This is a genomic window from Agromyces mariniharenae (assembly GCF_008122505.1).
GTDB lineage: Bacteria > Actinomycetota > Actinomycetes > Actinomycetales > Microbacteriaceae > Agromyces > Agromyces mariniharenae.
In genome coordinates, this window is record NZ_VSSB01000001.1 from 1,233,737 (window position 1) to 1,258,901 (window position 25,165).

The following is a 25,165-nucleotide window of genomic DNA, read 5'->3' on the forward strand; positions in this document are numbered from 1 at the left end:
GATGTGGGTTATCTAGATGCACCTGCTCGCGCTCTTCCTACAAATCCGCGTCATTGCTCGGGATCGAGGTGCTTTCGAGCGATCGACCGGGTGGGATCACGCTGGAACGGGCCGGCGCGGTATCCCCAGAGATGCTCGCCGCGATCGAGGAGGTCGAGTACGCCGCGCTGTACCGCGTCCCACTCGGTCATCACCATGGAGTAGCTGAGTCGGAGCACCTGGTATCCGCGCATGACGAGTTCGAAGTCGCGGCGGCGGTCCCGTTCGAACTCGACGTCGGTATGGAAGCCCGCGCCGTCGATCTCGATGATGAGTCGATCGCCGACGAGGATGTCGACACGACCCACCCCGTCGATCCACACCTGGGTGCGGTGGCGAAGCCGCCGCGAGCGGAGCAGCATGCGCACGATCGTCTCGGTGCCGGACTGGCAGCCGCCGTCGACCAAGTCGAGCAGATTCCTCCGAGAGGGCATCATCAGCGATCTCAGCGCCGGTAGCTCCGCGTACTGAAGCCGACGGGTGGCGAGCGCAGCGTCGATCGCGATGATCGCATCGAGTCTCGGCGCGCATGCTGCGAGTTCCGCCAGCGCGAGCGTCAACGGATCCCGCGCGGGCGTGCCGGTGCGCGCTGTCCGGTAGTGAACGCAGACATGGTGCTCGCCTCGATGAAGCGGGAGGTGCGAACCGTCGGGTGCCCACAGGCGTCCCGCGGTGCGCGGAACACGCACATGCAGCAGTCCATCCGGTCGCGACCACAACCCCTCCAGTCGGGCAACGGATCCGGCGGTCAGGCTGCCCCCGACGTGGACGGCGCGGACGATGTCGGCGTGAGCATCCGGCACGGCGAACCAGCGTTCTCTCACCTGGCGGATCCCGCCAGCCGCGAGGGCGCGTCGCACGTCTGCGCGGGCGACCCCGGCTGAGTCGAGTGCTCGGTACGGCAGCGCTCCGCCGCGCTCGCGGATGACGCTGGCGACGGCTGCAGGTGCATAGCGCATGTCCCGAGTGTGTCGAGCCGGGGCGCTCAGCGCCGTGAGCCTGTGGACAAGCGCCGATCCGCACCAGGTTCGGAGGACCAAGTGGGCTCAGCGGCCCGGACGAGCATCATGATCCAGCTCATCCTGCGAACGCGATTCGGACGGGATCGCGACGGTCTGGGGTCGCGTCGATTCGCGCAACGCTGTGAGCTTGCGCGCGGAAGCGCGTGGCAGGGCACCCACGGTGTCGCGGCATCCGTGTGGCGGGCGCGCTGGGCGCCGCGGCTAGTTCGTGTTGGCGTAGAGCCACTCGAGCGGGTCGACCTTGGTGCCGTCGACGCCGCCGAGGCGGATCTCGAAGTGCAGGTGCGGACCCGTCGACATTCCCGTGGAGCCCGTGGTGCCGATCACGTCGGCCACGCGCACCGTGTCGCCGACCTCGAAGCGGCGCGAGCCGTACTCCATGTGCGCGTACACGCTCGTCACGAGCTCGCCGTCGATGACGTGGTCGATCATCATGACCACGCCGAGCGAGCCGCCGGAGTCCGTCGAGACGGCGACGGTGCCGTCGGCGATCGCCTGGATCTCGGCGCCGAGTCCGGGGTTGAAGTCCTGGCCGCCGTGGTCGCTCGAGCAGCCGGCGCAGTCGCGGTAGCCGAAGCGGTCGCCGACGTGCACGCCGACTGCGAAGGGCCACTGGATCGTGCCGGCCGGGTTGTTGATGAAGTCCGCCTCGGCGCGGATGCCCGCCGCCTCCGCGTACTCGGCCATCGACTGGTGCTGGTAGCCCTCGCGCTGCACGCTCTGCGCCACGACGTCGCCGTTGATCGTCACGCGCTGGCCGTCGAGGCCGAAGCCCGACGAGTCCGACATGGCGAGCGCCTGCACGTCCTCGGGCGTGAGGAGCGAGAGCGACGGGATCGTCGTCGCCACGGCCAGGAGCGCCGCGAAGCTCATCGCGACGAGGCTCGCGAGCTGACGGGTGGCGCGACGGCGGCGGGGGGCGGCTGCCGCGGGCCGCGGCGCCGGGCGCGGTGCCACGCGAGGCGCAGAACGCCGAGCCTGCGGGGCCGGGCGAGCGCTCTCGCGAGCGGGCTCGGGACGCTGCGCCGCGCGCCGCGACGGAGCGGGAGCGGTCGGCGTCGCGTCAGGCGACGAGCCGAAGTCGAGCAGGTCGGACACGCCCGTGACGTCGGCGTCGACCGGCGCGGCGTTCGGGCGGTGGGTCGGCCGGCCGAGGTTGAGGGATGCCGGCGCCGGCGCGGCCGCATCGAACCCCGGTCGGGCGCCCGCCGCCGCGGCGATCGCCGTCGCGAATCCGGCGGTGGCGTCGATGGGGGGCACGACGGCGGGTGCCGCGATGCCCGCCGCAGCGGCGGCCGTGGCCGGTGCGGCGCTGCCCGATGCGGCCCCGGCCGCGGCGGGACCGAGTGCGCCGGCCGCGGACGCGCCGGTCGCCGCGGTGCCGCCGATCAGTGCGGCGAGGTCGACGTCGCCGCCGACCGGGCGGGGCGCCGATGGCACGGACGATCCACGTCGGGGTCCGCCGTTCTTCGCCGACGACCCCCGCTTGGCGGCGGCCTTCTCGGCGCGCGACGGCTTCCTCGGCTTCTCGGCCTTGCGAGCCGACCGGCCGCGCCCGCCGCGGGGAGCTTCGTCGGCCTCGTCAGCCTCGCCGAGGTCGGCGAACAGGGCGTCGAAGCCGCCGGGCTCCGCGGCAGCGGGCCGACGGTCGGCGGCGCGGCCGCGCGCGGAGGGCGCCTCGGCGGAGCCGGAGCCGCCCGACATGGAGGAGGCCGAGCCTCGACCGGTGCGACGGTCGGCCAGCTCGGCCTCGGAGTTCGGAGTCGTCTCGGCGACCCGGCGCCGGACGGGCGCCTCGATGGTCTCGTGGGGAGCGGCACCGATGCCGCCGAAGAGGTCGTCGAAGCCGGGACGCGCGGGCTGCGCCGCGGTCGGATGCTGCGCCGCGGTCGGATGCTGCGCCGCGGTCGGATGCTGCGCGGCGGGGGCGGTGGGTTCCGTCGGCTGGGCCACCGGCCGCGTCGGTGCCGTCGGCTGCGCTGCGGTCGGATAGTGCGCCGAGGGAGCAGGCGTGGTGGACTGCACGATCGGCGCCGGCGGCAGTGCGGCAGCGGTCGACGTCGGATACGCGGACGGCTGCCACGCCTGAGGCGCCGCCTGCTGCGGCGCCGACTGCGGCAGCGCCTGCGCGGGGTGCTGGGGACGTACGGGCTGCGAGAACGCCGGCTGCTGCGGGACCACCTGTGCGGGCTGCTGGGGATACACCGGAGCGGCGGGCTGCTGCGGATACACCGGAGCCGCGGCCTGCTGCGGATACACCGGCGCCGCGGCCTGCCGCGGGAACCCCGCCTGTGACGACACCTGCCCCGACTCGACCGACCCGGACGCACCTGCCTGGCGCGCGGCATCCGCCGCCTCACGCTCGCGGAGCTCGCGGCGCGTCAGGGGTCGCTCAGGCCGCACGGGGGACTGAGTGCCTGGCGCTGAACCGTCGGGCACGAGGTGGGGCTCGAGCACGTGGGGGGACCTTCGGCGTATCGGGGAGTACGAACGGGGAGGTGAGCGATCACGACCTGTGTCGAGATAACGGGTTGGTAAAGACTATCCGTTCTCATAGGTCGTCGTCACGCGGCACGGAGGTATTCGCCCGTCCCGGCGCACGTTCGTTGCGGCATCCGCGGCATCGCTTGAGAGCGCTCGCAGAATCACGCGCGCAGGCGCGCGAACACGCACGGAATCGGCGTCTGTGGAGAACGCCGTCACGGCGCGTCTCAGGCGTCGAGGCCGGCCGCCCGCAGGGCCGCCGCGAGCTCCTCGTAGAGCGCGGGCGCGGCCGCGACGAGCAGTTCGCGGTTCTCGCGTCCGCCGTGCAGTCCGCCGACGCGGGCCCCGGCCTCGCGGGCGATGAGCGCCCCGGCGGAGTGGTCCCAGGCGTTGAGCCCGCGCTCGTAGTAGGCGTCGATGCGGCCCGCGGCGACGGCGCAGAGGTCGAGCGAGGCCGAGCCGATGCGGCGGATGTCGCGCACCTTCGTGATGAGCTCGAGCAGCACGGCGGCCTGCTCGTGGCGCCGCTCGGCGGCATACGAGAAGCCCGTGCCGATGAGCGCCGTCGCGAGCGGCACGTCGGTGTTCACGGCGAGCTCGCGTCCGGACAGCCGCGCCCCTCCGCCCGCCGACGCCTCGAACACCTCGCCGGTCACCGGGTTGACCACGACGCCCGCGAGCGTGGTCCCGCCGACGTCGCCCCCGCCCGCGCCCTCGACGACGGCGATGCTCACGGCCCACGCGGGGATGCCGTAGAGGAAGTTGACCGTGCCGTCGATCGGGTCGACGACCCAGTCGATGCCGCTCGTGCCGATGTGCGCGGAGTCCTCCTCGCCGACGATGCCGTCGTCGGGACGCGCGTCGAGGATGAACGAGCGGATGAGCGCCTCGGTGTCGCGGTCGGCCGCGGTGACCACGTCGGTCGGCGTCGACTTCGTCGCGGCGACGCGCACGCCCGCCCGTCGTGCGTCGAGCGCGAACTCCGCGGCCCGTACGGCGATGTCGCGGGTGAGGTCGAGCAGGCCGGCGGATGCCCCGTGGGCGTCGAGCTGGGTCATGCCCTTCACGCTACGCCCCGCGGCATCCGTTCGATGACGGCCGAGAGGCCGTGCCACTGCCCCGGGAAACCACGAAAGCCCCGGCGGACCGGGGCTTCTGGAGTGGCGAGTGAGGGATTCGAACCCCCGAAGTCGTAGACAGCTGATTTACAGTCAGATCCCTTTGGCCGCTTGGGTAACTCGCCAGTCGCACCCGACCGCGTTCTGCACACAACCGGGGGCCTGTCAAGGATACCCGCGGAGTGCCGTGGTGAGAAATCGACGCGGGCACCGGATGCCGCGGCCGCCATCGTGGCCATGGAAGGCCTGATCAGCGGAGATTCCGCGCCGATTCAGCGTCAGTTCGCGGCCCTCCACCAGGGGATCTCGGCGGTGTCGTTCGGGTCGTGGGGGGCGTCGGGATCGTACGGCGCGTCGGGGTCGTGCGCGACCGGGATCGGACCCGTGGGCGCGTCGGACGACGTGACGGGCGCGACCGTCACGACGGGGACCGGCGGGGGCGGCGGAACCGTCTGGGGCGGCGGCGGAGGCGCGGCCGGCGTCTCCTGGCGCCGAACGGGGCCGCGCAGGCCCGAGCGGGCGATGACGCGCTGGATGGTGAGGCCGCGCTCGTTCGGCCGGCCGACGAACCGGATCTCGCGCAGGCCCTGCTCCTGCGCGGCGGACTCGAACACGAAGTGCCCGTAGCCGAGGATGCGGCCGATGATCGGCCGGTGCACCGAGATGTCGAGGATTCGCGCGAGCGGCATCGTGGCCTGCGACTGCGACAGGATGCCGTGCACGCGGAACACCCGCATGTTCGTGATGACGAAGCGGTCCATCTGCGCCTCGAGGATGCGCCAGCCGCCGTGCAGCGCCAGCGCGAGCGAGAGGAAGATCGGCACCCAGTACAGCGTCGACGGCATCACGCCGAGCAGGAGCAGTGCCGGGATCGCGAGGAGGATCTCGATGGTCGGACCGATGATCACGGCCCAGTGCTTGCGCACCTCGTCGACGATCACCTCGCCCTCGTCGGCGATGAGGTACTTCTGGACCTTGGGGTCGAACAGCACGCCGGCCTCAGGTGGCGAGCGAGGTGAAGAACTGGCCGATGGCCGCGCCGGCGTTCCAGACGGCGCCGACCGCGCCCTCGACGGCGTTGGCCGCGTCCTGCGGGCGCGTCACCACGTAGAAGACCGCGAAGATGATGACCGCTGCGATGAGTATGCGCTTGACCCACTTCACGCGAGCTCTCCCTTCCAGTCTCCGAGGAGGCTGGTCCGCCCCCGACGTGCATGCATCAACCCGGCCTTTTCTACCGCACGGGCGCGCCGCTGGCAACGCGCCACGCAGGCGAGGCGGCAAACGGTGTCCCGTCGATGGGGGTCACGACGGGTCTCCGACAGGGCCAGACGATAGGATGCCTCGTGACTCGGTCAGGCCTGGGATGACGCGCCGAGGCCCGGTATGCGACGTCGTGTCGGCATCGGCGAGGCCGGGAATGAGGAGGCCATGGCCGGCATCGAAGAGGTCGCGAAGCTCGCGGGGGTCTCCACCGCGACGGTCTCGCGAGCGCTCAGCGGCCGCGGCCACGTCTCACCCTCGTCGAGGCAGAAGGTGCTCGAGGCGGCCGCGCGGCTCGGCTACGTCGTGTCGTCGAACGCGTCGAGCCTCGCATCGGGACGCACGCGCAACATCGGCGTGGTGATCCCGTTCCTCAACCGGTGGTTCTTCTCGTCGGTGCTCGAGGGCGCGCAGCAGGCGCTGCTGCGGCACGGCTACGACCTCACGCTGTACAACCTGTCGGGCGACGGCCGCGAGCGCGCGAGCGTGTTCGAGCACTTCCTGCTGCGCCAGCGCGTCGACGCGGTCATCGCGGTCTCGCTCGAGCTCGCCGAGCCCGAGGTCGCACGGCTCCACGACCTCGGAAAGCCGCTCGTCGGCGTCGGCGGACCGATCCCCGGCGTGCGCACGCTCACGATCGACGACGTCGCCGTGGCCCGCCTCGCGACCGAGCACCTCATCGGCCTCGGCCACCGCCGCATCGCCCACATCGGCGGCGACATCGAGTTCGACCTCGACTTCCACCTGCCGACGAACCGGCGCATCGGCTACGAGGGCGCGCTCCGCGACGCCGGCATCGAGGTGGACCCGCGCCTGTTCGCGCCGGCGGACTTCACCATCCGAGGCGGTTACCACGCGGCGAAGCAGCTGCTGGGCGTGCCGCACGATCGCCCGACCGCGATCTTCGCGGCATCCGACGAGATGGCCATCGGGTCGATCCTCGCGGCGCGCGACCTCGGACTCGTCGTGCCGCGCGACGTGTCGATCGTCGGCATCGACGACCACGACCTGTCCGACTTCTTCGGGCTCTCGACGGTCGCGCAGTTCCCGCGCCTCCAGGGCGAGAAGGCGGTCGAGATCCTCATGGAGCAGCTCGAGCCCGACGCGGATGCGGCGCCCCCCGCCGCGACGCCGCTGCCGTACGAGCTCCGCGTGCGGTCCTCCTCGGCGCGGCCGTTGGAGCCGTAACCCCCTAGGCCGGGAGGCGCAGCCGGCCGAGCGCGGCCTGGATCGCGACGGCGGCGGCGCCCCGTGCCCACGACGCGAACCCGGCGTCGTCGACGAAGAGCTCGACGGCCGACGCCTCGGGGTCGCGGTCCGCGGCGAGCGCGGCGAGCGCCACGTCGCCGACCACGTCCCAGAGCGCCATGCCCTCGCCGGCGAGCACGATGGCGTCGACCATGGCGAGGTTCGCGATGAGGGCGATCATGCGACCGAGGGCGCGGCCGGCCGCGTTCGTGACCGAGACGGCGAGCGGATGTCCCGCCGCGGCGAGCGCGAGCACCTCGTCGTAGTCGACCTCGCGGCCGAGGGCGATGCCGAGCTGCGCGGTGATGCTCGGGATGGAGAGCATGGCGCTGGAGCATCCGCGATGCCCTTCGGGGCACAGGGGGCCGTTCGGGTCGAGCGGAAGGTGCCCGCCCAGGCCGAGACCCGAGTCGGGCGTGGTCACGACCCGGTCGTGCATCACCAGCCCGTACCCGACGCCGGCGCCGATCGTCACCACCGCGAAGGAGTCGCGGCCCCGCACGTCGCCGAACCACTGCTCGGCGGTCGTGAGCGCGGTCACGTCGTTCTCGACGGTGACGGGCACGCCGAGACGCGACTCGAGGAGCTCGGCGAGGGGAACGTCGCGCCAGCCGAGGAACGGCGCGCGGGTCACGACCCGCCCGTCCGCGACATTGCCGCCGACGCTCACGCCGACCCCGGCGAGGTCGGCGCCGCCGGCCGCGCGCAGTTCGGCCACGAGGTCGGCGAGGTTCGCGACCACCCGCTCGACGGCGTGGTCGTCGAGCACGCGCTCGGCGGTCGCCACGGCACCCGCGCGCAGGTCGGTGACGGCGCCGAACGCCGACTCGCCCGTGACCTTGATGCCCACGAACCGGCCGGCGTCGACGGGCACGTCGAGCGGCCGCGCGGGTCGACCGGTCGATCCCTGCAGGGTCTCGGATGCCTCGACGAGAAGTCCGCGGTCGAGGAACGGCTTGCTCAATCGGGTCAGGCTCGCCGGCGACAGCCCGAGCCGGCGCCCGAGCTCGGCGCGCGAGATGGGCCCGTGGATGAGCACCTCGCGGGCGAGGTCGCGCGCGCTGTCGCTCACCTCGGACTCGCGTGGTGTCATCGTCGACCTCCCGGGACGGTGGATTCGTTCCATCATGGCACGAAGATCACACGGTGAACCGAGCATGACGCGGTTTTCACCCCCGAACAGGGGTGTATTGACACCATGTTATTTCTGTCGTAGAAATAACTCATGCAGCGCCGCACCGGGCTCCTCCACCTCCGCAACGGAGGGACCAGCGTCGTCCTCGACGCCCGCCACGCACCCCTGCCCGCGATCGTCTACTGGGGAATCGACCAGGGCGAGCTCGGCGAATCGGAGCTCGCGGCCCTCGGCACGGCGGCACTCCCCCAGCGGGTTTCAGGCGGACTCGACCAGCCGGCGCCGCTCACACTCATCCCGCAGGAGTCCTCGGGCTGGCTCGGCACGCCCGGGCTCGCGGGGCACCGCGACGGCCGCTCGTTCTCCACCAAGCTCGTCACCGAGTCGATCGAGGTCGACGAGGCATCCACCCGGGCCGTGATCGGCGCAGCGGATGCCGCGGCCGGCCTCGCGGCCACCATCACGCTCGAGGTCACCCCGTCGGGCCTCCTCCGCCAGCGCATCGCGCTCGAGAACCGCGCGGCCGAGCCGTACTCGCTCGCCGCGCTCGCGCCCGTGTTCCCCGTGCCGGGCGACCTCGGCGAGCTCCTCGACACGACCGGGCGGCACCTGCGCGAGCGGTCGCCGCAGCGGCACGCCTTCACCATCGGCACCCACGTGCGCGAGAGCCGGCGCGGACGCCCCGGCGCCGACGCGAGCCTCGTGCTCGCCGCCGGGCGCGCGGGCTTCGGCTTCGAGCGCGGGCTCGTGCACGCCGTGCACGTCGCCTGGAGCGGCAACCACCGCCTCGCGGCGGAGCGTACGCCCACGGCGGAGTCGTTCGTCTCGGCGGGCGAGCTGCTCGGCGCGGGCGAGATCGTGCTCGCAGCGGGCGAGTCGTACACCACGCCCTGGGCCATCGGCTCGTGGGGCGACGGACTGAACGAGCTCGCGCGGCGCTTCCACGACGAGCTGCGCGCCCGCCCGCAGCATCCGCGGCGCCCGCGGCCCGTGACCCTGAACACGTGGGAGGCCGTGTACTTCGACCACGACCTCGAGACCCTGGCCACGCTCGCCGAGCGCGCCGCGGCCGTCGGCGTGGAGCGGTTCGTGCTCGACGACGGCTGGTTCCGCGGCCGTCGCGACGACACCGCGGGCCTCGGCGACTGGGAGGTCGACGACACGGTCTGGCCGTCGGGCCTCGGCCCGCTCATCGAGCGCGTCCGCGGGCTCGGCATGGAGTTCGGCCTGTGGGTGGAGCCCGAGATGGTGAACCTCGACAGCGAGCTCGCACGGGCGCATCCCGACTGGATCCTCCGCGGCCGCGACGAGCTGCCCGTGCCCGCGCGGCAGCAGTACGTGCTCGACCTCGCGAACGAGGGCGCCTGGGCGCACCTGCTCGAGCGGCTCGACGCGCTGCTCGCCGCGTACGACATCGCGTACCTCAAGTGGGACCACAACCGCGACCTCCTCGAGGCCGGCGCGGCCGACTCGGGTCGTGCCCGCGTGCACGACAACGTCGAGGCGCTCTACCGCCTGCTCGCGGAGCTGAAGCGGCGGCATCCGTCGCTCGAGATCGAGTCGTGCGCGTCGGGCGGCGCCCGCGTCGACCTCGGCATCCTCGAGCACACCGACCGCGTCTGGACGAGCGACACCCTCGACCCCGTCGAGCGCCTGCAGATCCAGCGCTACACGAGCCTCGTCGTGCCGCCCGAGATGATGGGCGCGCACCTCACGAGCCCCGTCGTGCACTCCACCGGCCGCCGTGTCTCGCTCGACCTCAGCGCCGGCGTCGCGATGCTCGGCCACCTCGGCATCGAGTGGGACCTCACCGCGCTCGACGACGACGGGCTCGCGTCGGTCGCCCGCTGGGTCGACCTGCACAAGCGGCACCGCGCCCTCATCCACTCCGGCGTGCTCGTGCACGGCGACACGGCGGATGCCACGACCGACGTCCGCGGCGTCGTCGCCCGCGACGGGGCATCCGCCCTCTTCACCTTCACGCAGGTCTCGACCAGCGTGACGTATCCGCCCGGACGCTTCACGCTGCCGGGCCTCGACGCGGACCGCCGGTACTCCGTGCGGATCGCGGCGGGGAACGTGGCCGACGGACCCGGCCAGTCCCCGCTCCCCTGGGCCGAGCAGCCGATCACGCTGACCGGCCGGCAACTCGGCACGGCGGGCCTGCAGGCCCCCGTGCTCTTCCCCGCCCAGCTCGTGCTCCTCGAGCTGACTCCGGTGGTCGAGTAGCGCGATGCGCGTATCGAGACCACCTTCCGATCCGTCCTGACACCAAGCACCCACCGCATCCGCAGCGCAAGGAGGCGCACCATGACCGACCAGCCCATCCGCCCGGCGCGCGAGCATCGGCGACGAGCACGGCGCCGCCGCACGCTCGCCGTCGCGGCATCCGCAGCCCTCGGCGCCCTGCTGCTCGCCGGCTGCTCGGCGCCCGGCGACGGACGCGTGCAGCTCGACTTCTTCCAGTTCAAGGGCGAGGCGCTCGAGGACTTCGAGCAGGTCATCGCGGACTTCGAGGCCGAGAACCCCGACATCGACGTGGTGCAGAACCAGGTCGCCGACGCCGACACGATCATCCGCACGCTGCTCGTGAAGGACAAGGCGCCCGACGTGATCACGCTGAACGCCAACGGCAACTTCGGCCGGCTCGCGCAGGCCGGCGTGTTCTACGACTTCTCCGACGAGCCGGTGCTGCAGACCATCAACCCCGCCGTGCAGGAGATCCTGGCGGACCTCGGCAACGCCGAGGGCGAGGTCAACGGCCTCGGCTACGTGAACAACGCCAACGGCGTCATCTACAACCGCGAGATCTTCGAGGAGCAGGGCCTCGAGGTGCCCGAGACCTGGGACGAGTTCATCGCCGTGTGCGACGCGCTCCGGGACGCGGGCATCGTGCCCTTCTACGGCACGCTCGCCGACTCGTGGACGGGGCTCCCCTCGTTCAACGCGCTCGGCGCCTACCCCGCGCAGGGCGACTTCTTCGAGCAGATGCGCGAGGAGGGCGAGGACGTCGGCCCCGACTCGGAGGTGTCGTTCCAGCAGGACTTCGCCGAGGCCATGGACCAGCAGTACGAGCTGTTCTCGTACACGCAGGAGGGCTACCGCGGCAAGACCTACGACGACGGCAACGCCGCGTTCGCGAACGGCGAGGTCGCCATGCTCATGCAGGGCATCTGGGCGATCAACCCGGTGAAGGAGATCAACCCCGACATCGACGCCGCGATCTTCCCCTACCCCGCGACCGACGATCCCGACGACCGGCTGCTCGTCTCGGGCGTCGACGTGGTCGTGACCATGGGCGAGAACACGCCGCACCGCGAGGAGGCCCTGCGCTTCATCGACTACCTGTTCGAGCAGGACGTGATCGAGCAGTTCGCCGCATCCCAGAACATGGTGCCCTCGGTCGAGGGCGCGCAGCTCAGCGACGACCCGGCCATCCAGTCGGTCGCGCCCTGGTTCGACGAGGGCCGCATCACCGGCTTCATCGACCACCAGATCCCGCCGAGCATCCCGCTCGCCGCGATCGACCAGGAGTTCCTCTTCACCGGCGACGCGGATGCCGCGCTCGCCACCCTCGACCGCGAGTGGGCCAAGGTCGCCGCTCGCACGATCCCCGTGACGGGAGAATGACATGACCACGCTGACCCAGGCGGTGCGCAGCTCGTCCACCGCCGGCGAGAAGCCCGCCCGCGCCAAGCGCGTCAGGCTCGAGAGCCGCCGCGCCCTGCCCGCCTTCTACTGGATGGTGTGGCCCGCCGTCATCGCGTTCGCGCTGTTCCACACCCTTCCGGTGCTCGTGGGCATCTTCTTCAGCTTCACGAACTACGCCGGCTACGGCGAGTGGAACTTCGTCGGGTTCTCGAACTACGTCAACCTCTTCCGCGACGACCGCGTGCTCGCCGCCTACGGGTTCTCGTTCCTGTTCGCGATCGTCGCGACGATCCTCACGAACGTGATCTCGCTCGCGATCGCCCTCGGCCTCCACGCGAAGATCAAGGCCCGCAACTTCTGGCGCGGCGTCTACTTCGTGCCCTACGTGCTCTCGATCCTGGTGATCGGCTACGTGTTCCAGTTCTTCTTCTCGAACTCGCTGCCGAAGATCCTGTCGGGCATCCCCCTCTTCGCCGACAACATCCTCACCAGTCCCGACTGGGCATGGACCGCGATCGTCGTGCTGGCCGTCTGGCAGGCGTGCGCGTTCGCGATCATCATCTACCTGTCGGGCCTGCAGACCATTCCAGCCGAGCTCTACGAGGCGGCGTCGCTCGACGGCGCCTCCGCATGGCGCCAGTTCCGGTCGATCACCTTCCCGCTGATCGGGGCGTTCTTCACCATCAACGTGGTGCTGAGCCTGAAGGGGTACCTGCAGGTCTTCGACCAGATCGTCGCCCTCACGAACGGCGGTCCGGGCACCTCGACCGAATCCGTCACCCTGCTGATCTTCCGCGGCGGGTTCTCGGGCGGCGAGTTCGCCTACCAGACGGCCAACGCGGTGATCTTCTTCATCGTGATCACGGTCGTCTCGCTCTTCCAGTTCCGGGTCCTTCAGCGCAGAGAGGCCGACTTCTGATGACCACCGCAACCACCACCCTCGCGCAGGCCGAGGAGGCCCTGCCCGACGTCCCGCGGCGACGCCGCGCCCGCAGCGACGACGACGACACCCGTCGGGTCAACTGGTGGGCCACCGCCCTCATCGCGGTCTGCTCGCTCACGATCCTGATCCCGCTCTACCTCGCGGTGGTCGTCTCGCTGAAGACACCCGACCAGCTGGCGTCGGGCACCGGCTTCGAATGGCCGAACCCGGTGAACTGGGCGAACTTCCCCGAGGCGTGGGAGCGCACGAACTTCCCGCAGGCGCTCATGAACACCGCCCTCATCACCGTGGGGTCGGTCGTGTTCACACTCCTGACGAGCTCGATCGTCGCCTACGCCCTGGCCCGCAACATCCACCGGCCGTTCTTCAAGGGCGTGTTCTTCTACCTGCTGGCGGCGCTGTTCATCCCGTTCCCGATCATCATGCTGCCGCTCGTGAAGCAGACGGCGATCCTCGGACTCGACAACCAGGCGGGCATGATCGTGCTCTACACGATCTACGGACTCTCGCTGAACGTGTTCATCTACACCGCGTACATCCGCTCGATCCCGATCGAGCTCGAGGAGGCGGCGAGGGTGGACGGCGCGTCGACGTGGCGGGTGTTCTGGCAGGTCATCTTCCCGCTGCTCGCGCCGATGAACGCAACGGTCGGCATCCTCACGTGCGTGTGGGCGTGGAACGACTTCATCATGCCGCTCGTCGTGCTGAGCGACCCCGCCGCGCGCACGCTGCCGCTCGCGCAGTACGTGTTCCAGGGGCAGTTCAACACCGACTACACGGTGGCGTTCGCGTCCTATCTCATGGCGATGGCGCCGCTGCTCATCGTCTACGTGTTCTCGCAGCGTTGGGTCATCTCCGGCGTGACGCGGGGCTCCATCAAGTGACCGCGCGAACCGACCGCGGTCGCCTCCGCAAGGGGTGACCTCCTCGACCGGTTCCATGTAACCCTCGAAGCAGGCGACGGATGCCTCGAGCCCTCGATCGGCGTATCGTGCGGCCCGAGGCATCCGCTCGGAAAGGAAGGCCCGACCGATGACCGACACGACCCCCACGACCCTCGCCCAGGACGCGACGGCCGTCATCGCGAACGACCCCACCTGGTGGCGCCAGGCCGCCGTCTATCAGATCTACCCCCGCAGCTTCGCCGACGCGAACGGTGACGGCATCGGCGACCTCCGCGGCATCACGAGCCGCATCCCGTACCTCGCCGAGCTCGGCGTCGACGCGGTGTGGCTGTCACCGTTCTACCCGTCGGCGCTGGCCAACGGCGGGTACGACGTCGACGACTACCGCGACGTCGACCCGAAGCTCGGCACGCTCGCCGACTTCGACGAGATGGTGCGGGCGCTGCACGCCGCCGGCATCCGCCTGATCGTCGACATCGTGCCGAACCACTCGTCGAACCGCCACGTGTGGTTCCAGGAGGCGCTCGCCGCACCGAAGGGTTCGGCGGCGCGCGAGCGCTACATCTTCCGCGACGGCGAGGGGCCCGACGGCACCGAGCCGCCGAGCGACTGGCAGGCGATGTTCGGCGGCTCGGCCTGGGAGCCGGTCGGCGACGGGCAGTTCTACCTGCACCTGTTCGCGCCCGAGCAGCCCGACTTCAACTGGGCGAACCGCGAGGTGCGCGACGACTTCCTCACGACCCTGCGGTTCTGGGCCGACCGGGGCGTCGACGGCTTCCGGGTCGACGTGGCCCACGCGCTCGCCAAGGACCTCACCTATCCCCTCCGCTCGCACGCCGAGCTCGAGGAGCTGAAGCTCGTGACCGACGGCTCGCACCCCCTCTGGGACCGAGAGGAGCTCGACGAGATCTACGCGGAGTGGCGCGCCGTGTTCGACGAGTACGACCCGCCGCGCATCGCGGTCGCCGAGGCGTGGGTGGAGCCCGAGCGTCGCTACCGGTACGCTCTGCCGACGAGCCTGGGCCAGGCGTTCAACTTCGACCTGCTGCGCGCGAACTTCGACGCCGCCGAGTTCCTGGCGATCATCGACCACAACCTCGAGTCCGTCGCCGTGACCGGCTCGTCGAACACGTGGGTGTTCTCGAACCACGACGTGGTGCGCCACCCCACCCGCTACGGCCTCGCCGACGACCCCGGGGACGACGGCGAGGTCGGCAAGCGGTGGCTGCTGCACGGCGGGCCGGCGGCGGAGCTCGACGCCGCGCTCGGCCTTCGTCGCGCCCGCGCGGCCACCCTGCTCATGCTGGCCCTGCCCGGCAGCGCCTACCTCTATCAGGGTGAGGAGCTCGGGCTCCCCGAGGTCGCCGAGATCCCCGACGCCGACCGGCAGGACCCCACGTTCTTCCGCAGCCCGGGGGTCGAGGTCGGCCGCGACGGATGCCGCGTGCCGCTGCCCTGGACGACGGCGGGCTCGTCGTCCGGCTTCGGCGACGACGGCGCGCACCTGCCGCAGCCCGGGTGGTGGGGCGAGTTCTCGGTGGAGGCCGAGACCGCCGACCCCGACTCCACGCTGGGCATGTACCGGCGGGCCCTGACACTGCGGCACGAGCTGCAGGACGCGGAGGGGCTGCTCTGGCACGACCACCCCGCGGGTTCCGACGTGCTCTGGTTCGCACGGCCGGGCGGCTGGCAGTCGATCACGAACTTCGGTGCGGAACCCGTCGACCTGCCCGAGGGCGAGGTGCTCATCACGAGCGCGCCGCTCGTCGACGGCCGCCTTGGTTCGGCCACGACGGCCTGGCTGCGCTGATCGCGGCGTGCGGATGCCGCGGCGTGCACGAGCTCGCGGCATCCGCCGACCCCGCGACATCCGCTCGCCCCGCGGCATCCGCTCGGCCCTCGATAGACTGGCCCGCATGGCAGATTCGACGTTCGACATCGTGAGCAAGGTCGACAAGATGGAGGCCGACAACGCGGTCAACCAGGCCCGCAAGGAGATCGACCAGCGCTACGACTTCAAGGGCGTAGGCGCGTCGGTCGAGTGGTCGGGCGAGAAGATCCTGCTGAAGGCCTCGTCGGAGGAGCGCGTGAAGGCGGTCCTCGACGTCGTGCAGTCGAAGTTCATCAAGCGCGGCATCACCCTGAAGAGCCTCGACGCCGGCGAGCCGTACGCCTCCGGCAAGGAGTTCCGCATCGAGATCGCGCTCAAGCAGGGCATCGACCAGAAGGCGGCGAAGGAGATCGGCAAGATCATCCGCGAGGAGGGCCCGAAGTCGGTGAAGTCGCAGATCCAGGGCGACGAGCTGCGCGTCTCCTCCAAGAGCCGCGACGACCTGCAGGAGGTCATCCGCCTGCTGAAGGCCGCCGACTTCGAGGTCGACCTCCAGTTCGTCAACTTCCGCTGACGTGCCGGCGGCGGGCGACGGCGAGCGGATGCCGCAGGGCGACGCCGCGCGCACGGGCGACGCCGCGCGCACGGGCGAGCGGATGCCGCAGCCGGGCGTCGACGTCCCCGACCGGCGAGGGCGCACGGGCCTCGACCGCACGGGGCGAGACCTCGAGCGCAACCCGCGCGTGCGCGTGCGCGACGTGCGCGTGCTCGCGTCGAACTGGTACGTGACCCGCACGACGGCGTTCGACTTCCAGCACGCCGACGGCACGTGGACCGTCGAGGAGCGCGAGACGTACGACCGCGGCGACGGCGCGACCATCCTGCTCTACGAGCCCGAGGTCCGCACGGTGCTGCTCACCCGGCAGTTCCGCTTCCCCGTGTACGTGAACGGGCATCCCGACGGCATGCTCGTCGAGTCCGCGGCGGGCCTGCTCGACGAGGACGACCCCGAGACGGCCATCCGCCGCGAGGCCGAGGAGGAGACCGGCCACGTGGTCGGCGACGTCGAGCACGTGTTCGACGTCTACATGAGCCCCGGCTCGGTGACCGAGCGGCTGCACTTCTTCGCCGCGCCCTACCGCCGCGGCGACGTGCTGCCCGGCGCCCGCACCGGCCTGGCCGAGGAAGGCGAGGACATCGAGGTGCTCGAGGTCGGGTTCGATGACGCGCTCGACCGCATCGGCCGCGACATCGTGGATGCGAAGACGATCATGCTGCTGCAGTGGGCGGCGCTTCGGGGGCCGTTCTCAGCTGGTCGCGCCGCCGGCTGAGGGCCGATCGGCGGAGCCTGCCACGCGGCATCCGCACCGCGTCGTCGCATTCAGCTGCGCCGCCGTGGTCGAGCGTCCCGCCCGCCGACACCGCGGGCGATCACGTCGAGGGGGTCGCGACGTGGCCTACGGCATCGACGAGCGGGCCCATCGCCCCGCGGAGGTGGAGCGGAACGGTAGCGTCCGACTCGGCCTCCTGGACCGGTGCCGGCGGCGCCTCCGCGATGACTTCGTCGATCGTGGTGTCGTCAGGCGCGCGCACGGCGGTCGTGCGGGGCGGCTCGGTCGCGGGCGGAACGAACGGCGAACCCGACGCCGTCCATCGTGCGAGCGGCACGACGCGGAGGGAGGAGGACGCCACCGCAGTGATCGCCACGCTCAGCGACGACCGCACTTCGGTTGATCCGCGATGGATCGGGTTCCTCATCACGAGTTCCTCGCGCACTGCTCGATCGACCCGATGATCGCACTCGCGACCGCCACCGTTGGCCGGACCGCCGAAGGGGCTCGACGTCGGGTCGCCCGGCCTGGATTGTGAGCGACGCTACGCCTGGGTACCCCGACCCGGTAGCCCCCAGTAGTGGTGAGCGGTGCCTCGCTCGGCGCGAAGACGATCATGCTCCTGGAGTGGGCGGCGCTGCGCGGTCCGTTCGCTCCGGCGTCGGGTCCGGCATCTGGCGGAGCCGCCTGACCGTGGCGTGAATGACTCCTCCGATGCCGATGATCGCGATCACGACCGCCGGCAGGAAGAGCACATGTCCGTACAGGGTCATTGCGACTCCGGTGATCAATTCGACGAAGACGACGACGATCGCAGGTGTCACGGCGAGAGTCGAGTCCCACCACCGTCCACCCACCAAACGTCCGCAGATCAGGGTGACGACCGAGAGCGCGGCTCCGAGGATCAGCCACGGCATTCCTCCTGCAACTGCGTTCGCCCTCAGCGTGTGATCCATCAGCCAGAACGATTCCCGCAGCCAGACTCCGATGCAGGCGGTTGCGAACACGGCGACCGCCACCCATGCCCAGAGTCCGACGGCGAGGATGCTTCGCCGGGTCCATTTCGTCGTCGTGCTCATGATCGTGGCCGGTATCCGCGAAGCCACCGTGTGATGGCCGCGTAGGCGGCGGTCCGGGGCGGCTCGCGCGACAGGAACACGTCGTGCATGGCGCCGTCGATGCGCGCGACGGTCACCTCGGGGCCGAGCTTCAGCACCCGGTCGGCGATGTCGTCGACCACGAGCACGATGTCGGTGGTCAGCATCGCGTCATCCCACTTCGCCTGAATCGTCGACCGTGCGGACAGCAGCGTCAGCACGGGCGCGCCCACGTCGATGCCCGCCGCGACCTTCGCGTGCCCGGCGAGAATCGCGGTGAGCCAGGCCGGATGCGTCGTGAACCCTCGCTCGGGCCGCCACGCGGGGTCATACTCCCACTCGCCGTCGAATTCCTTCGACACCGATCGCGTGTAGAACCCGAGATCGACGTTCGGCATCGGGCCCATCGGGTTCACGCGCGCGCCCCACGCGACCATCGGCGTGATCGCCTCGCGCCCGACTCGGCTCAGCTGGAACTCGAGCCACGGACTGTTGAGCACGAGCGCCGCCGCCCGACCCGGATGCCGCGCAGCCCACAGGCTCAGCGTCAGCCCGCCGGTCGAATGGCCGAGCAGTACCAACGGCCGAGCGGATGCCGCGGCATCCGCCCCGTGTCCCATCGCCGTGAGCGCCGCCTCGATGTCGACGTCGTAGGCCGCGAGGTCGGTGATGAACCCGGGCGTCTGGCCTGGCCGCAGGCTGCGCCCGTACTTGCGCAGGTCGAGCGCGAAGAACCGGGCGCCGGCCGCCGACCAGAACGCGGCGAGCTCGCGATTGAAGAAGTAGTCGCTCCACCCGTGCACGTAGAGCACGTCGCAGCCGGATGCCGCGCCCCGCCGCTCCCACGGCCACTCGAACCGCCGCGCCGGCCGATGCCGCACGAGGGTCGCGACGAGGTCCCCCTCGTCGTCGCTGCCGAGCGGCAGCGAGAGCTGCTCGAACCCGTCGCCGAGCACGTCGGGGCGCCAGCGCTCGGCGTGCTGCTCGTCGGTGCGCTGCTCCGCCTGCTGCTGCTCGGCCACGGCACCTCCCCCATGGGTGTGGCTCCAGCCTACGGACAGATGGTGATACGCGAGTTCCGACTGTTGGCGGGCTCGGCGCTGAAGAGTCGATGATGTCCCATCAATGGGGCATTGGGGGCCGTTGTTCCTCGGCTTACGGTGGTACCCATGTCGTCATCGCCCGGAGCCTCCGACGAAGCCGCAGCGATGACCCGTGTCCGTGCCCGGTCCGATCGTATCGGCACGATCGTGATCCTATTGGTCGTCCTGGTGCAATTCGCGGTGCCCGCGATTGCGCTCCTACTTCCCCCGCCGCAGAAGTTCGGGTTTCAGATGTACTCGGGCGCCGGCGGCGTGGCCGTAACGATCTTCGATGCCGACGGCGACCCGATCGAGCCCGTAGACATTGATGAACTCGTCGGACAACTCCGCCCGGACATCGATTGGCTGCCCGTCCTGCCGGAGCGGCTGTGCCAAGAGGTACCAGGCGCTGACCGCGTAATCGTGGAACAGTCCGCGCACGAGCGGAGCATCACGTGCGATTGATCGAGATCCGTACAGATCCGCGTCCGGTCGCCATCGCTCGGATCGGCGTGGGGATCGCCACGATGCTCAATGCCGTTGAAGCGTGGGACATCCTCCAGCGGATCGCCGGTGGAAGACTTGCAACCCCAGTCATCGCCGGCGCTCCGGTACCAAGCGATCCCCTTCTCACGGTCTTGCTGGTGCTGTCGTTCGGAGCAGCTCTCGCGGTCACCGTCGGATGGCGAACCGAGGCGGCGGCGATCACATCGGTAGCGTGCAGCGTCGCATTCCTCGTTTGGGATCAGCAGACCTACAGCAGCCACCGGCTGCTGGGAACCCTCATCATGTCCTACCTGATCTTCGCCAGATCCGGTACTGCCTGGTCGATACGCCCGGTGTCCGGTCGGCCCGCCGTGAGGTGGTGGCCGCAGTTGTTGATGATGACCCAGCTCTCGGTCTGCTACCTGTTCTCGGCACTCAGCAAGATGAGCTTCGTCTTCCTGTCCGGGATTCCGCTCGCCCAGTGGGTTTGGATCGAGCTTCCGCAGCAGTTCTTCACCCTCGCTGCATTGGGCACGGTGGTTGTCGAGTTGGTGATCGCCGTCGGCCTATGGTTTCGCTCGACCCGTCGCGTTGCGGTGGTCCTCGGCCTGGGGCTCCACATCTCGATCGTGACCCTCATGGATCACGACAACGTGGCGCTCTTCGCATTCGCGCTCACGTGTGTGTCCCTCTACCCACTCTTCCTCTTCCGACCGGCATTTCGTGTCACGAGCCGAGCGGACGTTATGTCGACGCAGAAGAAGGAGGTCGACGCATGAGCTCGGCGACGTCTCCGCATGCCAGACGATCGACCGTACTCTGCGCCGCCTGCGACTGAGATGATGCCGGCTTACCTGGAGGTGGGTCAGCCGAACATCTCGACCATACGGATCACCACAGGTGTGAGGACGATGATGAACAGCACCGGGAGCAGGCAGAAGATCAACGGGAAGAGCACCTTGATGGTGACCTTCATGGCCTCCTCTTCCGCGCGCTGACGACGCTTGAGACGCATCTCCCCGGCTTGCACCCGAAGCACGTCACCGATTGCGACACCGTACGCGTCGGCTTGGATGATCGCGCGTACGAACCGTCGAAGGTCCTCGGAGTTCGTCCGACGCTCGAGCTCCATGAAGGCGTCGCGGCGCGTTCGTCCGATGCTCATGTCCTGAAGCGTGCGAATGAATTCCTCCGCGAGCGGACCCTTACCGTTCCGCGCTGCTTTCGCCATTGCCGCGTCGAAGCCGAGCCCGGCCTCGACGGCGATCGTCATCTGATCCAGAGTGTCAGGCAGCGAGCGCTTGATGCTCATCTGGCGGTCATGCGCACGGCTGTGAATCATGACATCGGGCAGGAAGAACAGCATGAGTACCGATGCAGTCACGATCAGTACCCGTATCGCGTCGGGGGCGGCGGCGATGAAGAGGAGCCCGAGGATCAGGCCGACCGATGCGAGCACGATCTTCCACGTCAGAATGCGACTGACGCTCCAGCCGATGGGCCGGCCCGCGACGACGACTTGGCGTTCGATCCAGCCGATGTATCCACGCGGTGCCGCAGCAACCAGCGATTCACTGAAGCTGGAGCGCTGCACTGGAACCGGAGCTGCTCCGGAGTCGATGGCAGGCTCTCGCTCCGTGCGACGCCACGGGAGCAGCAGGAACACGAACGCACCAGCGGCGATCGCGACCAGACCCGCCGCCAGATACGCGAGAAGTGTGGTGATGGGCATTTCAGAACTTCACCTTGACCGATGCAGCCGTCCAGAAGCTGCCGACGATGAGGAGGATGATCGCGACGATCATTGCGATGATGCCGATGATGTTGTTGAAGAAGCCCGCGATGAGTGTTGGCTGCGTGATCGAGAGGAACAAGAAGACCCCGACCGGCAGCGCGACCAGGATGATCCCAGACAATCGCCCTTCGGCGCTCAGTGCACTCACCTGCCGCCGGATCTCGTTCCGTTCTCGGATCGTCTTGCCGACCTGGTCCAGCACCTCGGCGAGGTTGCCGCCGGTCTCCATGTTGATCGCGATCGCTTGAGCGACCCATTCGAAGTCGTCGCTGCGCATGCGGTGAGCGGCGACCGCGAGGGCCTCCGCGAGATTGCGACCGAGTCGAGTCTCGTTCACAGCTCGGGCGAGCTCTTCGCTCATCGGCGCTTCCGCCTCGGACGCGACGGCAGCGACGGTCCGAGACAACCCGTGTCCGGCCCGAAGGCCTCCGGCGATGAGCTGGACGGTGTCGTCGATCTGGTCGGAGAACTTGCTCCTTCTGCGCGATGTCCTGAGTATGACCACGAGTTTCGCAACGATCGGGGTCAGCAGTGCGAAGAGGAGAGCGAGGATGATTGCGGAACCACTGGCCCATCCGAGGAGCGCGCCCACGAGGGCAGCGATGCTCGCCGCGGAGCCGACGATCAAGACGAAGGACGAAGGCTCTGACTTGATGCCGGCGAGCTCGAGCTCCTCGGCGCCGAACAGCCGAGCCCGCTGCTTCGTGAACGTCGAATCGATGACCGCGGTCGTCCGCTGTGTGACCTTCGTGAGAGTGGAGACATGCTCGACGCCGGGCGCCCGACGCCGGTCCCTGGCAACCCGCGGCGGCGGCGGAGCGATGACGAAGAACAGGATGACCAGGGCAGCCAGCAGGCAGACCGAGAGTCCCGCGATGAGAATGCCGGGACTCACCGGATCTCCCCCAGGATCTCTCGAAGCTCGGGGTGGAAGAGCGCGATCGGGAGGTCGATGCCGTGATCAGCGATCCGCTCGGCGAATCTCGGTCGGACTCCAGTCGGCTGGATGCGGCCACGCAGGCGACCCTCCGTGTCGAATCCAGCGGAGTAGTCGAAGGTGAACGCATCCTGCAGCGTGATCACCTCGCCCTCCATGCCGTGCACCTCGGTCACATGCGTCACTCGACGGACACCGTCCTTGTGCCGAGTGATCTGCACGATGATGTCGACGGCTGAAGAGATCTGTTCACGAATCGCTCGAAGCGGAAGATCCATCCCGGCCATGAGCACGAGCGTCTCGAGACGCGCGATCGCGTCGCGCGGAGAGTTCGCGTGGATGGTGGAGATGGACCCCTCGTGGCCGGTGTTCATCGCCTGCAGCATGTCGAGACTCTCGGCGCCACGCACCTCACCGACCACGATCCGATCCGGTCGCATGCGAAGCGAGTTTCGTACGAGGTCGCGGATGGTGATCTCACCACGACCTTCGATGTTCGGTGGGCGCGACTCCAAGCGCACGACGTGCTGCTGCTGAAGCTGAAGCTCGACCGCGTCCTCGATGGTGACGATTCGCTCATCGGCCGGAATGAACGCGGAGATGACATTGAGCAGCGTGGTCTTGCCCGTGCCGGTTCCACCCGAAACGATGATGTTGAGCTTCGCCCGAACGGCCGCGTCGAGCACAGTCGCGACCTCGCGGGTCATCGTGCCGAATCGCATGAGGTCGTCCACGGTGTACGGCGTGCCGGCGAACTTACGAATCGTCAGCGACGAGCCGTTCACTGCGAGCGGAGGGATGATCGCGTTCACCCGCGATCCGTCCTCGAGCCGCGCGTCGACGAGAGGTGACGACTCGTCGATTCGCCGTCCGACCCGAGAGACGATGCGTTCGATGACTCGTCTGAGCTGCGGCTCACCAGTGAATCGATGTGAAGTCTCGACCAGCTTTCCGTGGCGCTCCACGTAGATCTGATCGAAACGGTTGACCATGATCTCGCTCACGCTCGGATCCTCGAGCAACGGTTCGACCGGGCCGTACCCCAAAACGTCAGCGCCGATATCGTCGATGAGCCGATTACGCTCCGCAGTCGACAGGGCAAGCTGCTCTGCAGCCACGATCTCCGCAAGTTCGCTTCGTGCGATCGCGTGGAGTTGCTGTTCGGTCAGGCTGGAATCGTTCATACGAGCGCCGATTCGAACGAAAAGCTCCTGCGCGGCCTTCTCCTTCACCGCGGCCAGGGGATCAGCAGGTGCCGAATGCTCTCGCTTGAGATCCACTGTCGGCGCCGTCGGCGCCACGCCGAGCGGCCGAGTGGGCATCGGCGGATGGAAGAAGGCCTCGGTCGGTGCCGCCCCTGACTGTTCGGAATCGAACGCCGCCTCACGGCTCGGCTCTGCAGAGGAATCGCTCAGTTCGGCTGGGGCCAGCTCGCGCTCGAGGTCTGCAAACCCCGGGTTGCGAAGTGCGTTCAGTCGATCATTCAGGTTCATTCGATCGCCGCCTTCTGTGGATCCTGCTTCGCTTCGGGAATGCATCGGGCGCGACGCGCATGACGATCGATCGAATCGCCTTCGCGGCCGGGTCCCGCACGTCATCGTGGATGAGGGGTACACCTCGATTGCTCGCCAGGAGGACCGCCGACGAGCGTGGCACCTCGACATCGATCGGTGCGCCGATGATGTTCTCGGCGTCCCGGATGGAGAGCCCACTCTGCCGATCGGCCTGATTCAGCACCACCAGTCGATTGGCGGGCATCAAGCCGATCGTCGAAAGGAGTTCGAACTCGGTGCGCAAGGCGCGGAGACTCGGTACGCCCATGTTCGTCACGAAGATGGCGTCGGTCACATGTTCCAAAGCGACGAGCGTGTGCTCGCCGAGTCCCGGGGTGGTGTCGACGACGACGTAGCGGAAGTATGCGCGAAGCCGCTCGACCAGAGCACCGAGCGCACGCGGATCGACGGTGTCACCCAGATCCGGCGAAGGAGCACTGGCAACGACGAAGAAGCCGTCGGGATGGTGGGTCAGGGTCGTCTTCAGGACCAGTTCGTCCCCGGCGTCGGCGGATGCAGCATCCACGATGGTCCGCTCTGGCGTCAGGCCCAGCGCGGCCGAGATGTCGCCGAATTGAAGGTCCGCGTCGACGAGCACGACCGAGTTCTGCGCGACCTCGGCGAGGCCCGTGGCAAGGTTGATCGCGATCGTCGTCTTGCCTTGACCACCCTTCGGGGCCACGACGGCGATTGCTTCCGTGGGCGACCCTGCGTCGAGCGGCGGAAAGGCCCACGCACGATCCGGCTCAGCCTCGGTGAGCGGATCGTATTCGAAGGGCTCGAACGACTCCGGCTCCTCTTCCTCCTGATCTCCCAGGAGAAGAGCTTCGAAGGACTCGGGGTCGGGTTCTGACGTAGGGGCGAATTCCGTGACAGGTACGTCCTGGATCTCGAAGTCGGACTCTTGGGCGTGACCTGTCGAGATGAGCCAAGCGGAGAGGCGATCGATGAGTTCCATCGTCGTCTCATCGGTCGCAGCAGGGCTGAGAACCGCATGCAGCGCGAGCTCGTCGACCCAGTCCTCCAAGTCCGAGCGCTGTTCGCGGACGACGATGAGGCCCACTCCGGGATACCGCTCGCTGAGGCCTTCGACCAGAGCGCGCGTTTCCTCGTAGTTCAAGACCGGTCCGAGGAGTGCTATTCGAGGGTTGCCGTCGACCCGATTCAATACCTCGTCAGTCCCGAATGTGAGGAACTCCCCCGTCACGACGGACAGCCGAGCGCCGAGCACGGTCCTCATGCGGG

At 69.4% G+C, this 25,165-nt stretch carries 22 protein-coding genes and 1 tRNA gene; 10 read left to right on the plus strand and 13 right to left on the minus strand.

Annotated elements, in window-relative coordinates:
* Positions 1–50: 50 nt before the first annotated feature.
* The 6 genes from FYC51_RS05615 to FYC51_RS19155 all read right to left on the minus strand — a co-directional run bounded on the left by FYC51_RS05615 (position 51) and on the right by FYC51_RS19155 (position 5,827).
* A complete protein-coding gene (locus tag FYC51_RS05615) occupies positions 51–998 on the minus strand; it encodes an endonuclease domain-containing protein (RefSeq protein ID WP_148732644.1) in 948 nt (315 codons plus the stop codon).
* Positions 999–1,262: 264 nt separating this feature from the next.
* On the minus strand, positions 1,263–3,464 hold the full coding sequence (locus FYC51_RS05620; protein ID WP_148732645.1) for a peptidoglycan DD-metalloendopeptidase family protein: 2,202 nt from the start codon (positions 3,462–3,464) through the stop codon (positions 1,263–1,265).
* Positions 3,465–3,772: 308 nt separating this feature from the next.
* Positions 3,773–4,603: an inositol monophosphatase family protein gene (locus tag FYC51_RS05625; RefSeq protein ID WP_148732646.1), complete on the minus strand. Its 831-nt coding sequence runs from the start codon at positions 4,601–4,603 to the stop codon at positions 3,773–3,775.
* 103 nt (positions 4,604–4,706) lie between these two features.
* A tRNA-Tyr gene (locus FYC51_RS05630) sits at positions 4,707–4,788 on the minus strand.
* Positions 4,789–4,941: 153 nt separating this feature from the next.
* Entirely contained in the window at positions 4,942–5,655 is a 714-nt protein-coding gene (locus FYC51_RS05635) for a PH domain-containing protein (RefSeq protein ID WP_148732647.1), read from the minus strand.
* A 7-nt stretch (positions 5,656–5,662) separates the two neighbouring features.
* A complete protein-coding gene (locus FYC51_RS19155; RefSeq protein WP_187432509.1) occupies positions 5,663–5,827 on the minus strand; it encodes a hypothetical protein in 165 nt (54 codons plus the stop codon).
* Between the two features lie 267 nt (positions 5,828–6,094).
* On the opposite strand from FYC51_RS19155, the gene FYC51_RS05640 reads away from it, so the two are divergent.
* The gene (locus FYC51_RS05640; protein ID WP_148732648.1) at positions 6,095–7,114 is read left to right on the plus strand and encodes a LacI family DNA-binding transcriptional regulator; all 1,020 of its coding nucleotides are present in this window, start codon (positions 6,095–6,097) and stop codon (positions 7,112–7,114) included.
* 4 nt (positions 7,115–7,118) lie between these two features.
* On the opposite strand, the gene FYC51_RS05645 is transcribed toward FYC51_RS05640, so the two are convergent.
* On the minus strand, positions 7,119–8,267 hold the full coding sequence (locus FYC51_RS05645) for an ROK family transcriptional regulator (protein ID WP_148732649.1): 1,149 nt from the start codon (positions 8,265–8,267) through the stop codon (positions 7,119–7,121).
* Between the two features lie 132 nt (positions 8,268–8,399).
* On the opposite strand from FYC51_RS05645, the gene FYC51_RS05650 reads away from it, so the two are divergent.
* The 7 genes from FYC51_RS05650 (at position 8,400) to FYC51_RS05680 (ending at position 16,970) form a co-directional block, all read left to right on the plus strand.
* Positions 8,400–10,538, plus strand: a complete 2,139-nt coding sequence (locus FYC51_RS05650) for an alpha-galactosidase (RefSeq protein WP_148732650.1) — start codon at positions 8,400–8,402, stop codon at positions 10,536–10,538.
* 81 nt (positions 10,539–10,619) lie between these two features.
* Complete coding sequence (locus FYC51_RS05655; RefSeq protein WP_148732651.1) at positions 10,620–11,939, plus strand: ABC transporter substrate-binding protein; 1,320 nt, start codon at positions 10,620–10,622, stop codon at positions 11,937–11,939.
* A 1-nt stretch (position 11,940) separates the two neighbouring features.
* Positions 11,941–12,879, plus strand: a complete 939-nt coding sequence (locus FYC51_RS05660) for a carbohydrate ABC transporter permease (RefSeq protein ID WP_148732652.1) — start codon at positions 11,941–11,943, stop codon at positions 12,877–12,879.
* Positions 12,879–13,787: a carbohydrate ABC transporter permease gene (locus FYC51_RS05665; RefSeq protein WP_148732653.1), complete on the plus strand. Its 909-nt coding sequence runs from the start codon at positions 12,879–12,881 to the stop codon at positions 13,785–13,787. Before FYC51_RS05660 ends, FYC51_RS05665 begins: the two co-directional genes overlap by 1 nt.
* A 148-nt stretch (positions 13,788–13,935) precedes the next feature.
* Positions 13,936–15,618, plus strand: coding sequence for a glycoside hydrolase family 13 protein (locus tag FYC51_RS05670; protein WP_148732654.1), 1,683 nt, complete (start codon positions 13,936–13,938; stop codon positions 15,616–15,618).
* Between the two features lie 106 nt (positions 15,619–15,724).
* Positions 15,725–16,213 (plus strand): YajQ family cyclic di-GMP-binding protein, encoded by a 489-nt coding sequence (locus FYC51_RS05675; protein ID WP_148732655.1) that lies wholly within the window; start codon positions 15,725–15,727, stop codon positions 16,211–16,213.
* Position 16,214: 1 nt separating this feature from the next.
* A complete protein-coding gene (locus FYC51_RS05680) occupies positions 16,215–16,970 on the plus strand; it encodes an NUDIX domain-containing protein (protein ID WP_338014673.1) in 756 nt (251 codons plus the stop codon).
* A gap of 614 nt (positions 16,971–17,584) precedes the next feature.
* Here FYC51_RS05680 and FYC51_RS05685 read toward each other — a convergent pair.
* Positions 17,585–18,049 carry a hypothetical protein gene (locus FYC51_RS05685; protein WP_148732656.1) on the minus strand — a complete coding sequence of 155 codons (465 nt, stop codon included), beginning with the start codon at positions 18,047–18,049 and terminating at the stop codon, positions 17,585–17,587.
* Positions 18,046–19,089, minus strand: coding sequence for an alpha/beta hydrolase (locus FYC51_RS05690; RefSeq protein WP_148732657.1), 1,044 nt, complete (start codon positions 19,087–19,089; stop codon positions 18,046–18,048). The genes FYC51_RS05685 and FYC51_RS05690 overlap by 4 nt, the downstream gene beginning before the upstream one ends.
* A 147-nt stretch (positions 19,090–19,236) precedes the next feature.
* Here FYC51_RS05690 and FYC51_RS05695 point away from each other — a divergent pair, with 147 nt between their 5' ends.
* Positions 19,237–19,614 (plus strand): hypothetical protein, encoded by a 378-nt coding sequence (locus FYC51_RS05695; protein ID WP_148732658.1) that lies wholly within the window; start codon positions 19,237–19,239, stop codon positions 19,612–19,614.
* Complete coding sequence (locus tag FYC51_RS05700; protein WP_148732659.1) at positions 19,605–20,414, plus strand: HTTM domain-containing protein; 810 nt, start codon at positions 19,605–19,607, stop codon at positions 20,412–20,414. Before FYC51_RS05695 ends, FYC51_RS05700 begins: the two co-directional genes overlap by 10 nt.
* 86 nt (positions 20,415–20,500) lie before the next feature.
* On the opposite strand, the gene FYC51_RS05705 is transcribed toward FYC51_RS05700, so the two are convergent.
* The 4 genes from FYC51_RS05705 to FYC51_RS05720 are packed head-to-tail and all read right to left on the minus strand — an operon-like array spanning position 20,501 to position 25,160.
* Positions 20,501–21,367 (minus strand): type II secretion system F family protein, encoded by an 867-nt coding sequence (locus FYC51_RS05705; RefSeq protein ID WP_148732660.1) that lies wholly within the window; start codon positions 21,365–21,367, stop codon positions 20,501–20,503.
* Between the two features lies 1 nt (position 21,368).
* The gene (locus FYC51_RS05710) at positions 21,369–22,325 is read right to left on the minus strand and encodes a type II secretion system F family protein (RefSeq protein ID WP_148732661.1); all 957 of its coding nucleotides are present in this window, start codon (positions 22,323–22,325) and stop codon (positions 21,369–21,371) included.
* Complete coding sequence (locus FYC51_RS05715; protein WP_148732662.1) at positions 22,322–23,860, minus strand: TadA family conjugal transfer-associated ATPase; 1,539 nt, start codon at positions 23,858–23,860, stop codon at positions 22,322–22,324. The genes FYC51_RS05710 and FYC51_RS05715 overlap by 4 nt, the downstream gene beginning before the upstream one ends.
* Positions 23,847–25,160, minus strand: a complete 1,314-nt coding sequence (locus tag FYC51_RS05720) for a CpaE/TadZ family protein (protein ID WP_148732663.1) — start codon at positions 25,158–25,160, stop codon at positions 23,847–23,849. Before FYC51_RS05720 ends, FYC51_RS05715 begins: the two co-directional genes overlap by 14 nt.
* Positions 25,161–25,165: the final 5 nt, after the last annotated feature.

Excerpts from the sequence above, each read along its gene's own strand:
- FYC51_RS05650 (WP_148732650.1), top strand. The coding sequence starts at position 8,400 with ATGCAGCGCCGCACCGGGCTCCTCCACCTCCGCAACGGAGGGACCAGC.
- FYC51_RS05615 (WP_148732644.1), bottom strand. The coding sequence starts at position 998 with ATGCGCTATGCACCTGCAGCCGTCGCCAGCGTCATCCGCGAGCGCGGC.
- FYC51_RS05675 (WP_148732655.1), top strand. The coding sequence starts at position 15,725 with ATGGCAGATTCGACGTTCGACATCGTGAGCAAGGTCGACAAGATGGAG.
- FYC51_RS05715 (WP_148732662.1), bottom strand. The coding sequence starts at position 23,860 with ATGAACCTGAATGATCGACTGAACGCACTTCGCAACCCGGGGTTTGCA.
- FYC51_RS05660 (WP_148732652.1), top strand. The coding sequence starts at position 11,941 with ATGACCACGCTGACCCAGGCGGTGCGCAGCTCGTCCACCGCCGGCGAG.
- FYC51_RS05665 (WP_148732653.1), top strand. The coding sequence starts at position 12,879 with ATGACCACCGCAACCACCACCCTCGCGCAGGCCGAGGAGGCCCTGCCC.
- FYC51_RS05625 (WP_148732646.1), bottom strand. The coding sequence starts at position 4,603 with ATGACCCAGCTCGACGCCCACGGGGCATCCGCCGGCCTGCTCGACCTC.
- FYC51_RS05655 (WP_148732651.1), top strand. The coding sequence starts at position 10,620 with ATGACCGACCAGCCCATCCGCCCGGCGCGCGAGCATCGGCGACGAGCA.
- FYC51_RS05720 (WP_148732663.1), bottom strand. The coding sequence starts at position 25,160 with ATGAGGACCGTGCTCGGCGCTCGGCTGTCCGTCGTGACGGGGGAGTTC.
- FYC51_RS05705 (WP_148732660.1), bottom strand. The coding sequence starts at position 21,367 with ATGCCCATCACCACACTTCTCGCGTATCTGGCGGCGGGTCTGGTCGCG.
- FYC51_RS05685 (WP_148732656.1), bottom strand. The coding sequence starts at position 18,049 with ATGAGCACGACGACGAAATGGACCCGGCGAAGCATCCTCGCCGTCGGA.
- FYC51_RS05640 (WP_148732648.1), top strand. The coding sequence starts at position 6,095 with ATGGCCGGCATCGAAGAGGTCGCGAAGCTCGCGGGGGTCTCCACCGCG.
- FYC51_RS05670 (WP_148732654.1), top strand. The coding sequence starts at position 13,936 with ATGACCGACACGACCCCCACGACCCTCGCCCAGGACGCGACGGCCGTC.
- FYC51_RS05695 (WP_148732658.1), top strand. The coding sequence starts at position 19,237 with ATGTCGTCATCGCCCGGAGCCTCCGACGAAGCCGCAGCGATGACCCGT.
- FYC51_RS05645 (WP_148732649.1), bottom strand. The coding sequence starts at position 8,267 with ATGACACCACGCGAGTCCGAGGTGAGCGACAGCGCGCGCGACCTCGCC.